The sequence below is a fragment of the Candidatus Goldiibacteriota bacterium genome (genome assembly GCA_016937715.1).
Classification (GTDB): Bacteria; Oederibacteriota; PGYV01; order PGYV01; family PGYV01; genus PGYV01.
The window spans coordinates 1-12,120 of sequence record JAFGWA010000072.1 but is presented as its reverse complement, the minus strand read 5'-3'; the positions used below and the strand labels follow the sequence as shown (position 1 = coordinate 12,120).

Below are 12,120 nucleotides of genomic sequence, written 5' to 3'. Positions count from 1 at the left end.
TCCTGTTTGGTTTTCTCAGCAAAAACCATTGTAATACAGGTTAGGAACCCCTTTTACTTAAATTACACACAAAAGCATACAACAACAGAGCTGTTAAGGTACTTGATTTTATCGCCTGTTTACTATATTATATGAAGGATTTTTAAATATTTTATATGAAGGGCGGAAAATACCAGATGAGTTTATTGCTTGCAGGATATCAGTTTAAAGGGCCGGAGCCGCTTGCGGATTTTAAAGATACAGATATAGACAACGGCATATACGGCATATTTTTTCTTAAAAATCCCGAAAAACAGAAAGCTAATTACGGGGTTTTATACATTGCAAATGTGGAAGAGATAAAAGCGGCACAGGGTTTCCCTGAAAATCACAAAAAATATGAACAGTGGGCGCAGGAAGCGAAAAGCCCCGCCAACCTTTATATAGGTTTTTGTCCCACCCCCGGGCTTGTCCCGCAGAAAAGGGATTCAATCATTAAACACCTTATTTACAGATACAATCCCGCCTGCAATAAATAAAGCCAACCAATTATGGTTTGGCTGCGTCTAAGTTTAAGTCAGTTTATGTTGATAAAACATAACCGGTGTGATAAATTAGTATAATTAAAGCCTTTACAGGCTAAATTTGAAGGGAGAATAAGATGAAAAAAACAGTTTTTTTAGTGTTAATTGTGTTCGCGGCAGCATTGTTAGTTGGTTGTAATCAGGGTAAAGTTGTGGCAAAGGTGGACGGAAAGGTAATAACAGAAAGCGATCTTAAAGCGGAAATTGACAACCTTCCGGCAAATTTAAAACCGTTTGCGTCCGACCCGGGGATAAGAAAAAACATTCTGGATAATATGATACTTGACAAGGTAATAATGGGCTACGCGGAAAAAGAAGGAATCACAAAGAAAAAAGAAGTGCTTGAAGCGGCAAAGGAAACAGAAAAGCAGATTAAAGCAGAGATAGAGTCACAGATGGCAATGCTTAAAAAACAGCAGGAACGTATAGCTGAAATGTCACAGAAAGAAGCGGTTATGAAAGAAGTTTTTGAAAAAGGCGTGAATTTTGCTGAAATTCCGGTATCAGAGGCGGAGATTAAAGACGCGTATGACCGTTACTCGGCAAGAAGAAAAGCGCAGGATCCCACGGCAAAAGTGGAGCTGCTTACGCAGATAAAAGATAATTTAAAGCTTGGCGTTGCAAGGCAGAAATGGGTGGAACAGTTAAAGGCGGCCGCAAAGATAGAAATAGAAGAAAAAGCTTTTGAACTGCCGGCAGCCCCCCTTAATTCGGGCATTCAGCTTGAAGCCCCAAAGAAATAAAAAGATTTTTTCGGCAGGGCTGTTAATAACAGCCCTGCTGTCTTTTATACTTTCGGGGTCGGTTTTTAAGGAAGCCCCGGATGTTCTGGCAAGGGTTGACAAGAAGAAGATTACAAAACAGGACCTTTTAAAAAAGACCGCCCTTTATGGTATAACTTTATCTTCGCATGAACAGGCCGAAAGTTTTTTAAACGGGATGGTAAATGATATGCTTATCCTGAATATGGCCAAAAAAGATAAAATAAAAATCAAAAGGGAAGAACTTTATGAAGAAACAGAAAACTTTGTACCCGGTTTTTCGGAAAAGGATATTAAGAAAGTCCTTAAAAAGGGCGGCATAAGCTACGGTTACTGGTTAAAAGATATCAAAGAAAAACTTATAATAAGAAAAGAGATAGAGCACGTCTTAAAGGACAAGCTTGAAATAACTGACAGGGAACTTAAAGATTACTACTGGACCAATATTCTGGAATTCAGGCAGTCAAGAAGGGTAAAGGCAAGGCAGATAGTCACCGGTTCCCTTGAAAAGGCGCAGGAAGTACTTTTAAAAATAAACAATAAACAGCCCTTTGAAGAACTTGCGAAAAACTATTCAATAACTTCGGAAGCGCACGAGGGCGGCGATCTTGGATTTATAAAACAGGGCGAAGTGCCTTCTTTCATGAATAAGCTTTTCACCATGAAAAAAGGCGGGATAAGTTACATTATAAAATCGCCGTACGGTTACCATATATTTAAGTGCGAAGATATAAGGGAGGCGGTAACGCCCGGTTACGATGAAGTGCGGGAAGACGTGAAAAAAAAGTTCCGCGAAATAAAAAAAGACGCGGCTTTTTCGGTATGGATGAAAGAATTAAGGCAGAATTCGGATATAAAAATGTATCTGGAACATTTAAATATGGCCGTAGAGGAGGTTTTACATGCAGAAAATTAAAATTGTTGTACTTTTAACAGCGTTATTTATACCCGCTTTTTTATCGGCGGCGCCGGCTTCGGATAAAATAGCGGCAAAGGTAAATGACGGGCTTGTACTTGAAAGCGAGGTAAATGAAGCTTTTGAAGCTATGAAGGCTCAGCTTGAAGCCGCCGGGCAGAAAGTATCCCCGGACCAGTTAAAAAAAGAGATACTGGAAAATCTTGTACAACAGAAACTTTTAATCACAATCGCGCAGGAAGAAATGGTAATGGTCTCGGAAGAAGCTGTGGCTGATAAAGTGAATGAATTTCTTTCCGGATTAAGGTCGCGGTTTGCAAATGAAGAAGCGTTTGAAGAAGCCCTTAATAAAGAAGGGCTGTCGTATACGGATTTCAGGCTTAAGATTGAATCGCAGGTCAGGGACGGCCTTGTTTTTACGAAATTAAAGCAGAAAAAACAGCAGGACTTTATAAGCAAAGCGCCTGTGGCGGAAGCTGAAATGTCAGAGTATTATCAGGAGCACAAAGGCGAATTTAAGGTCGGCGATGAAGTGAATATTTCCCAGGTAATGATAATGCCGGGATATTCCGGAAATAGTTCTCAGAAAGCCGCGGAGGTTGCTTCGCGCTTAAAGTCGGGAGAGGATTTTGAGAAAGTCGCGTCATCGCTTGACGGTGTTTCCGGCATAAGCGCCGCGGAACTTGGATGGATAGATACCACGCAGCTTGCAAAACCCATTATGGACGCGCTGGCAAAACCTTCAAAGAATAAGGTTGTAAACGTGAAATCGGACGGTTCGTATCACGTTATAAAGATACTGGATTATAAAAGCGGAAGCGAGCAGACGCTTGATGATGTAAAAGATAAAGTAAGAATGAAATTGATTGAGGGTAAAGTTGATAAAATGTGGCAGGACTGGATAGATGAAGTAAAGGCGAAGGCATACATAAAGTATATGTAACAGGTGACAAGTAACAAGTAACAGCTTCAAGTTGTAAGTTGTCAGCTGTAAGTTGTAACTTGCCAGCTGTAAGTTGCAACTTGTTACCTGTAAGTTGTAAATAACGGAGGCGTTTATGATTAAAGCGGCGATAATAGGCGGAACCGGGATGACCGGCCGCGAACTTATAAAAATTCTTGTAAAACACCCTTTTGTAAAGATAAATTGTGTTACATCGCGCGGAAGCGCCGGCGTGAAAGTTGCAGACGCGTTCCCGGAAGTTAACGGGCTTATAAATTTGTCTTTTGTTGACCCATCGGATAAATCCGTGTTTGAAAAAACAGACGTTGTCTTTGTCTGTCTGCCCCATACCGAAGCCATGGAATTTGTAAAAGAAGCGTATGATAAAAAGAAAAAAGTCGTGGATTTAAGCGCTGACTACAGGATTCAGGATGTAAAGATATATGAAAAGTGGTATAAGCACGCGCACAAATACCCGGCGCTTTTAAAGAAAGCCGTGTACGGTCTGCCGGAATTTTACAGGGAGAAAATTAAAAAAGCGGACGTGGTGGCCAATCCCGGCTGTTACGCTTCTTCCCTTATATTCGGGATTGCGCCGGCTTTAAATAAGTATGAAATTTCGGATATAATAGCCGATTCCAAATCCGGCGTATCGGGTTCCGGAATAAAGCCCACGCCTAAAAATATATTTCTTAACGTTAACGAAAACATTTACCCTTATAATACGGGCCGCTCTCACAGGCATGTACCGGAAGTTGAAGAGGCATTGTATTTAAAGCTTAAAAAGAAAACAAAGATATTCTTTGCCCCGCAGGTGATAGCCGCTGAAAGGGGAATATTGTCCAATATCTACATCAAGACAAAAAAGAAAGTTGGCCCTGATGATGTAAAAAAACTGTATCAGGCTTTTTATAAAAATGAACCCTTTATCCGCATTGTTGATTCAGTGTCATTACATCAGGTGCAGAACACCAATTTCTGCGATATAGCAATATCCGGAGTAAAAGAGATGAATCTTCTTTTAATCTCCACAGTGCTTGACAATATGGTCAAAGGCGCGTCAGGCCAGGCAGTACAGAATATGAACCTTATGTTCGGTTTAAACGAGCAGGAGGGTTTAAAGTAATGGAAAAGAAGTATGTGCTTCCAAAAGGTTTTAAAAGCGCGGGCATACAAGGGCAGATAAAACCGGGCAAAATTGATACCGGGCTTATCTTCTCTGAAGAGCCGTGCGACTGCACGGCTTTTTTTACAAAGAATAAACTGAAAAGCGCGCATATACTTCTTGATCAAAAAAGGGTAAATAATAAAATAAGTGTGGTTTACGCCAACAGCGGCAATGCCAATGCTTTTACTGGGCAGCAGGGTATTGATAACATAATAAAAATAGGCAAAGTTGTCGCCAAAACTCTTAATGTTGCGGAAAACTCGGTCTTGTTTGCCGCTACCGGCATAATAGGCAAACAGCTGCCTGTGGATGTAATGCTGAAAAATGCCCCTGCGGTATGTAATGCTTTATCCGCAAAGGATGACAATTATCCCAAAGCTATTATGACCACGGATAAGTTCAGAAAAGTGCGTTCTACAAAAATAAAAATGGGAAACAAGACTGTAACGGTAAGCGCTGTTGGAAAAGGCGCAGGAATGATATCGCCGGATATGGCAACACTTCTGGTATTTTTAATGACAGACGTAATAATAGATAAGAAATTATTAAGGGAAGCCGCTAAAGAGGCGCTTGAATACTCTTTCAACAGGATAACAGTGGACGGCGATATGAGCCCCAATGATACTGTTATGTGCCTTGCCAACGGCCGGGCAGGGAATAATAAAATCACATCAAAAAATAAAGATTATGCTGCCTTTAAAAAAGCTGTTTCAGACGCTTTTTACGGCATTGCCGAAGATATGGTTTCTGACGGTGAAGGCGCAACTAAAGTTGTAAAAGTGGAGATTATAAATTCAAAGACAAAAGCCGCGGCAAAAAAAGCAGCCCTGCGTATTGCGAACTCCCAGCTTGTAAAGTGCGCGTTTTTCGGCGAATCGCTTAATATGGGCCGCATACTGTCAGCCATAGGCCAGACCGGCGTGAATGTGGATTTAAACGCCATATCAATAGATATCGGCGGATACAGGGCTGTTGAGAAAGGGAAATTGATAACCGGAGACGCGCTTAAAAAAGTTTTAAAGCAGGACAAGATACACCTTTTAATAGACTTTAAGCAGGGAAATGAAAAACATTATATTCTTGCGTCTGATTTAACCTATGACTATGTAAGGGAAAACGCGGATTATTCTTAGAATAAAAGGTTTTGTAGGGACAGCTGCTTAAATGCGGGCGTTGCCATCGCATTTACGCTGTCCGGCTCTTTGTTTTAATACCGTTGCTGTCATCGTGCTTATGCTGTCCGCCTGATATTTTGTTTAGGCTGTTTTTTGTAAAGAAAATAAAGAGTCTTTTAACGGGGGTAAAGTGAATAAAATTATTGTTTTGCTGGCAGCCATGCTTTGTTTATACACCCCTGTATATGCCATTTCCAACGCGTATATTGACGCGCGCACAGCCACAATGACAGCATACGAAGATACCGTGTACTCTCATGACTCTCTTCGTAATTTAAAAGGCAGGTTTACCGCCGGGACAGCGGAAGGCTACGTCCTTTTATACGGCTTTCCCGCAGCTCCGTGGAGTTCATTTACCACAATAAAAATTGATTATCCTAATGGCGGAACAGCTGCTTTTGGTTATGGCGGCGAGTATATATCAGGCCCTTCTGACAGTTCCGGCAATTCAGTAAATACGACGGTATGGAAAATAAGCAACATTCAGATTACGCAGGCCCTTTCGCTTGTTGATAATCCAAGGGGCAGCGGCGTACCTGATACTTTAGAGGTAAAATATGTAATAGAAAACCTTAATACCGTAAACGCAAGCGTGGGTTTAAGGGTAATGCTTGATGTTAAACTTGGTATGCAGGATAATTCGCCAATTTTTGTTCAGGGCGCGGGGCGGATACAAAAAGAAAGGGAATGGATTGGCGCGGCTGTGCCCGAAGCGTGGCAGACCGTTGACCGTTATGATGATCCTCAATTAAAGGCTGAAGGCGGGCTGTCAACCGGAAGCGCCACGAAACCTGACAGGTTTCTGGTTGGGCAGTGGCCAAATATGTATTCAAACCTGTGGCTGTATACTTTGAACACAACAGATAATATTGCCGATATAGCAACTGCAATGTACTGGGAGCCTTCTGTATACCTGCCGGGGGAGGAGAAAACTTTTATTACCTATTACGGGCTGCCTTATATATCGGGTGCCAATGTAGATATGATTAAAAGCGTTGATCCTGCCGAAGCTTTTTACGGTGATACTCTAAGTTATAATATTTCATATTCAAATACAGGCGGTTCTGCCGCTTCTTCGGTTTATATATGGGATACGCTGCCGTGGAACACGTCTTTTATTGACGCTTCACCGGGATATTCACTTTCGGGCAGGGTTATTTCCTGGAGCATAGGCGCGCTGTCCGCTTTAAGCTCGCAGTTTTCCGTGTGGTTCAGGGCGCGTATAAATCCGGAAGAGGGAATAATAGTGGAAAATGAAGCCGCATCCGGATACACGGATGCGTATTGGGTAGATTATGAAACCGCGCGTTCCAATAAGGCCGTGGCCGCGATTTTTACGGCTACAATTACGCCGACATCCACCATAACACCAACGTCCACCATAACGCCGACTTATACAATTACACCCACGCCCGCGCCGTATCTTTGGCTTAATACCGTTAATGTTTTTCCTAACCCGGCGAAGTCATCCGCGAAAATTGTTTTTTATGTAAGCGTGGATTCCGAAGTCACGCTTAATATATACACAGTTTCAGGCGAACCTGTAAGAAAGATTCAGCAGGAATTCTTTGCCGGCACAAATGCGTTTGACTGGGATGTACGAAATAATGCCGGCGCAAAAAGCGCGTCCGGGTTATATATTTACCGCATTGAAGCCCGAAGTAAAAAAGGCGAATATCAGGAAACCTCCGGCAAATTTACGGTGGTAAGGTAGTAACAGTTTAAGCAATAAGCAGTTAGGCAATTAAGCATAAGCGAAACACATTGCCAAAACCTGTTTTTCATTGATTCTTCTCTCTGATCGCATAGCTTTCCGGACGGTTATGGATTACGCTTCTGCTTAACTGCCTATAGCTTAAACCGCTGTTCTTCCCGTCCCTCCGTGCATCCGTCCCTCTGTCCCTCTATTCTCTGCAACTTGCCCCTTGCCACTTGTATTGAATCCCTGTATAATTTATATATATTAACTGCAAATGTGACTTGGAGGTTATAAAAACGCATGAAAAATAAGGCTTTTATCGGCATTGTTTTCCTGCTGACAGCCGTTTTTTTCCTGTTTTCCTGCGGAAAGAAAAACAGCTTTACCGCACCTTCTCCGGCGCCTATCATCGCCACAGATACGCCTGTTGATATTACATCTATACCGACGGCGGTAAATACGGCAACAATAACAGTAACAGTAACAGTCACGCATACCGTAATACCTGCTGATTCTTCTACATCAACTCCCTCAATCACTATCACAAATACATCCTTAATTAATTCAGCCACGGTTACTTTATCAGCGACCCCGACATTAACTGTATCAGATTCGCCGACGGCGGAAACTTCATCAACCGTGACTTTAACGCGAACAGCAACCCCTCCATTCACAGAAACTGCAACGACCACTGCATCTGTTACAAATACTCATAGTTCGCCCACGCTTACAGTAACCATTACAAATACAAACGTAATAACATATAACAGCGGTACCGCGTCGGCTTCATCCAATCCGCTTTTTTCAGGCGTATACGGCAATACCGTAACCATTACTTTTAACTGCGGCTCTGTAAGCTGGCAGGGGCCAAGCCCTATTTACGGGACACTAAGGATTACAGTCCCGGAAGGGTGGAGCCTGCCAAGCCTTGCGGGAAATAACGCCGGCTATTACGAAGTATCGCTTCCTTCAGGCGGCCAGCTTGTGGGAATTGACGCGGTTGACAGAACCATGATAATAAAAGTGGCGTCGCTTCCTGCTTTAACAGGCACAGTGGCCGTGACTTACGGTTCCATGTCATCCGGCGGGCCGGGCGCTTATATTCCAAATTCCGGCAATTTCACATTTGAAGTGTCGGCAGCAGAAATGGGGGATTCAACGCTTCCTATTGCGGTTAATCCGCAGGTAATGGTTTTAATACCTACACCTTCAGTTACTCCCACTAATACGCCTATAATCGGCGAAGGCACAATGACGGTAATACCGCAGTATCTGACAGAGAATACAACAGGCAACACGATAATGCTTGTCTATACTGCTGGAACAACGGCGTGGACAAGTTCCAATGAAGGCGGAACGATAAGAATAACGCTGCCGTCGGGATGGACGCCGCCGGAAGTTGAAGAAGGTTATGCCGGGCAGTTTTCAGCTGTTGCATCATCGGGGGCTTCAATCGTTGGGCTTCAGGAAGATATTATGGATATGATAATCAGGGTTAAAAACCTTTCCGCGGGCGGAACTGTAACGATAATTTACGGGTATAAGAAAACAGGGATAGAGCCCGGGTTTGCAACCGCCGGCGCGGGTACTTACACGCTTGCAACTTATGTTGACCCGTTTGGCGCGGATATTCATCCTATCGCATCATCGCCGCTTATTCACGTTATACCGCCCACGTCTACAGTCACCGCCACTTTTACCATAACACCCACGCATTCGGCAACGCCCACTATAACGCAGACTTCAACAATAACTCTGACGCATTCAATAACACCCACGCATTCAATAACCCCCACTTTTTCAATCACGCAGACGCACACTTTTTCGCCCACAATTACCATAACCGCCACTGCCACAATAACGGCCACTGCAACTCCTACACCCACTGTTACCAATACCGCCACACCGTTCTGGGAAGTAATGGGAGCCAAAGGTATATCAAAAGGGCAGGCAGATTTTGATTCAGTGGATATTTATAATGGCATTATATATGTTGTCTATAGAGACCTGGGATATTCCGAAAAAGCCGTGGTGAAAAAATATGAATCCGGCGTATGGTCATTTGTCGGCCCTGAAGGCGGGATATCGGCAGGCATCGCATACGATACCGTCATTAAAGTATATAACGGAGTCCCTTATGTGGCGTACAGGGATGATACAAAAGGTTTTAAAGCAACTGTCAGAAAATTTATGGCCGGCAGCTGGCAGGATGTGGGCACCGCGGATATTTCAGATACGGCGGCATATGACATTTCTTTTGGGATAGATAAAAGCGAGGGTACACTTTATCTTGCGTACAGGGACGATGTAGATTACCTTCATGTAAGGAAATTCAGGGTAGCATTTGGGGAATGGGAAGAAGCGGGAACCACGTCGCCGTCAGTAAAGACCGCGGAGACGTCTCTTTTCGCCGTTGACGGCAATGTTTATGTTGCCTTTTCTGACCCTGATAAATCATTTAAATTAAGGGTGATATCATATGATATTTATGACGTTAAAGGCTGGGTGAATATTGGTTCAGCTGACGGTATTTCAATTGGCAATTCGTATTCACCGTCGGTGTTTGTGTATGACGGGACGCCATATGTGGCTTTCCGCGATACCGGTAATTCAGGAAGGGTATCGGTAATGAAATACGAAACCACGGTGTGGTCTTATGTGGGTTCGTCAACGTTCTCCAATACTAACTGTGATTCAATATCCCTGTTTGTGCATTTGGGTACGCCGTTTGTGGCGTATAAAGACGGCGGCAGGGGAAACACGGTAACTGTGGCAAGAAATAAAACAGGGGTATGGGAAATTGTGGGTTACGACATTTCAGACGGTGCCACGGAGTTTGTTGATTTATCATATGATATATCCGCGCAGATGCCTTACGTTATATTCCGTGATGCCACAGCATCATTAAAAGCCACTGTGATGAGATATACGGGAACTTATTAGTAAAAAAACGGAGGTAATAATATGAAAAAAATTATTGTATTTGTCCTTCTTGTTTTTATTGCGGCCGCTGCCATTTCATGTAAAAAGAAAACCGTTCCCGTGCCGTTTCCCGCTCCTGACCCTATAGCTAAAAGCGCGTCTGTATCAGCGGTGGAAGACGCAAGGGTTCCGGGAATTGAAAAGCGGCTTGAATATCTTGAACTTTTTCAGGAAATTTATATGTTTGAAATAAATTATTTAAGAAATAATGTCAGGGAGCTGACACTGGCGTCCATTGATGCGGAAGACGCGGAAGCGCAGGAACTTGCGGCACAGCGGTTTGAGGATGATAAAAGAAGGGCAGAGATGGGAAAAATTGTGGATGAGATTGGTAAAAAGGGAATGGAAAAGATAACGGTTGCAGACCTTAGGAAATACAGGGAAAAGATAAGGGAACAGATAGCGGAGTAAAGCTTGGATGCTTAGATGATTGGAAGGTTGGATGCTTAGATGGTTTGGTAGGCGCACCCTTTAGGGCGCGTTGTTTAGATCTTGGTGTTTAGTGTTTGTACTTAAATGTCAGGTATTTGTTTTAGTAGGGATAGCGCTCCCGCGCTGTCCGGGTCTTTCTTGGCCGTCGCAGCTGTTGAGTTTGGTATTTAATGTAGAGATAATATGAAAGATATTTAAGGCACCGCCTTGATATAATATCCATCAGGGCGTGCTTTCGCACCCCTACATATTAGTATCAAGGGAGGTGCCCTATGTATTATCTCGGAATTGATTGTCACAAGTATTTTTCTTATGTTACTGCTTTAGATGAGACCGGTCAAGTGAAATTCAAAGGTAAGATGGGCAACAGAAAAGATGATTTTGAGAAACTTTTAAACGGTCTTGGAGAGCGTTGTAAAGCCACAGTGGAAACGGGTTATGATTGGGGTATAATCTACGACATGCTGACGGAGATGGGAGTAGAAGTTATACTTGCGCATGCCAAGAAGATTAAGCTTATAACAATGAATCCGCAAAAGACAGATAAAAGGGATTCTCTGATACTGGCTCAGCTTTTAAGAACAAATATGATTCCAAGGGTATATGCTCCTACGCAGGAGATGAGAAGAAATAAAGCGGTATTAAGAGAACGGCAGTTTTATACGAAAATAAGGACTATGACCAAGAATAAAGTGCACAAATTATTACATCGTAATGGCATTAAGATGAACGGTTACAGCGATGCGTTCGGGAAATCGGGCAGACGGTATATGGAAGAAGCCGAACTGCCAAAAACCGAAAAAGTTTTGCTTGATAACGAATTAGATATGCTGGATGTAATAACTTCAAAGATAAAAACGGTGGAAAGAAGCGCCGGCGAAATAACAAAAGAAAACAGGTATGTAGAATTAATAAAAACAATTCCGGGTTTAGGTGTTGTTTTATCCAGAACGATTGCTCTTGAGATAGCGGACATAGCAAGGTTTTCAAAGGCGAAGAAGCTGGCATCTTATAGTGGGCTTGTTCCAAGAGAACACTCGAGTTCCGATCATATATACAGGGGCTCGTTAATAAAAGACTGCAACAAGCACCTAAAAGAAGCGTTTATAGAAGGGGCTTGGGTGGCGATAAGGTGCTCGGCTTATTTTGAGAGCATATATGCCAATGTTAAATCCAGACGCGGCGGGAATAAAGCAATTGTCGCGGTTGCCAGGCAAATGGCGGAGATAATATATTATATGTTAAAAGAAAACCGTCCTTATGTTGAAAGATATACAGCGGATAATAAAATGGCTGCCCTGTAGTGCGTCTAGTCGACGCGGGTAAGATTGCGTTGGACTGTTGTAGAGATTAGGGAGCCTAATTGGACAATTATATTGTCGGGACTTTATGTCTGCGACGAAGAGAAGACTAAAAGAAACTACTTTCAGAGATGAGATCAAGGCGTAAAAAGTGTTGACAAAGTCTTTCAGAGAAGACGC

10 protein-coding genes are annotated in these 12,120 nt (G+C 42.9%); all 10 read left to right on the top strand.

Annotated elements, in window-relative coordinates; all coding sequences use genetic code 11:
* Positions 1-176 precede the first annotated feature (176 nt).
* The 10 genes from JXR81_07725 to JXR81_07680 all read left to right on the top strand — a co-directional run bounded on the left by JXR81_07725 (position 177) and on the right by JXR81_07680 (position 11,943).
* Positions 177-518, top strand: a complete 342-nt coding sequence (locus JXR81_07725; protein MBN2754741.1) for a hypothetical protein — start codon at positions 177-179, stop codon at positions 516-518.
* A gap of 122 nt (positions 519-640) precedes the next feature.
* Positions 641-1,306 (top strand): SurA N-terminal domain-containing protein, encoded by a 666-nt coding sequence (locus tag JXR81_07720; GenBank protein MBN2754740.1) that lies wholly within the window; start codon positions 641-643, stop codon positions 1,304-1,306.
* On the top strand, positions 1,287-2,240 hold the full coding sequence (locus JXR81_07715) for a peptidyl-prolyl cis-trans isomerase (GenBank protein MBN2754739.1): 954 nt from the start codon (positions 1,287-1,289) through the stop codon (positions 2,238-2,240). Before JXR81_07720 ends, JXR81_07715 begins: the two co-directional genes overlap by 20 nt.
* A complete protein-coding gene (locus JXR81_07710; GenBank protein MBN2754738.1) occupies positions 2,227-3,183 on the top strand; it encodes a SurA N-terminal domain-containing protein in 957 nt (318 codons plus the stop codon). Before JXR81_07715 ends, JXR81_07710 begins: the two co-directional genes overlap by 14 nt.
* A 115-nt stretch (positions 3,184-3,298) precedes the next feature.
* Positions 3,299-4,309 carry an N-acetyl-gamma-glutamyl-phosphate reductase gene (locus JXR81_07705; protein MBN2754737.1) on the top strand — a complete coding sequence of 337 codons (1,011 nt, stop codon included), beginning with the start codon at positions 3,299-3,301 and terminating at the stop codon, positions 4,307-4,309.
* Positions 4,309-5,484, top strand: a complete 1,176-nt coding sequence (gene argJ / locus JXR81_07700; GenBank protein MBN2754736.1) for a bifunctional glutamate N-acetyltransferase/amino-acid acetyltransferase ArgJ — start codon at positions 4,309-4,311, stop codon at positions 5,482-5,484. The genes JXR81_07705 and argJ overlap by 1 nt, the downstream gene beginning before the upstream one ends.
* Before the next feature lie 172 nt (positions 5,485-5,656).
* Positions 5,657-7,240 carry a DUF11 domain-containing protein gene (locus JXR81_07695; GenBank protein MBN2754735.1) on the top strand — a complete coding sequence of 528 codons (1,584 nt, stop codon included), beginning with the start codon at positions 5,657-5,659 and terminating at the stop codon, positions 7,238-7,240.
* Between the two features lie 285 nt (positions 7,241-7,525).
* Positions 7,526-10,168, top strand: coding sequence for a hypothetical protein (locus JXR81_07690; GenBank protein MBN2754734.1), 2,643 nt, complete (start codon positions 7,526-7,528; stop codon positions 10,166-10,168).
* Positions 10,169-10,189: 21 nt separating this feature from the next.
* Complete coding sequence (locus JXR81_07685) at positions 10,190-10,618, top strand: hypothetical protein (GenBank protein MBN2754733.1); 429 nt, start codon at positions 10,190-10,192, stop codon at positions 10,616-10,618.
* A 293-nt stretch (positions 10,619-10,911) separates the two neighbouring features.
* On the top strand, positions 10,912-11,943 hold the full coding sequence (locus tag JXR81_07680; protein ID MBN2754732.1) for an IS110 family transposase: 1,032 nt from the start codon (positions 10,912-10,914) through the stop codon (positions 11,941-11,943).
* The last annotated feature ends 177 nt before the right edge of the window (positions 11,944-12,120 follow it).

What these genes read in the sequence shown, in the direction of transcription:
- JXR81_07725 (MBN2754741.1), top strand. Translation starts at nt 177, where the DNA reads ATGAGTTTATTGCTTGCAGGATATCAGTTTAAAGGGCCGGAGCCGCTT.
- JXR81_07720 (MBN2754740.1), top strand. Translation starts at nt 641, where the DNA reads ATGAAAAAAACAGTTTTTTTAGTGTTAATTGTGTTCGCGGCAGCATTG.
- JXR81_07710 (MBN2754738.1), top strand. Translation starts at nt 2,227, where the DNA reads ATGCAGAAAATTAAAATTGTTGTACTTTTAACAGCGTTATTTATACCC.
- JXR81_07705 (MBN2754737.1), top strand. Translation starts at nt 3,299, where the DNA reads ATGATTAAAGCGGCGATAATAGGCGGAACCGGGATGACCGGCCGCGAA.
- argJ (MBN2754736.1), top strand. Translation starts at nt 4,309, where the DNA reads ATGGAAAAGAAGTATGTGCTTCCAAAAGGTTTTAAAAGCGCGGGCATA.
- JXR81_07690 (MBN2754734.1), top strand. Translation starts at nt 7,526, where the DNA reads ATGAAAAATAAGGCTTTTATCGGCATTGTTTTCCTGCTGACAGCCGTT.
- JXR81_07685 (MBN2754733.1), top strand. Translation starts at nt 10,190, where the DNA reads ATGAAAAAAATTATTGTATTTGTCCTTCTTGTTTTTATTGCGGCCGCT.
- JXR81_07680 (MBN2754732.1), top strand. Translation starts at nt 10,912, where the DNA reads ATGTATTATCTCGGAATTGATTGTCACAAGTATTTTTCTTATGTTACT.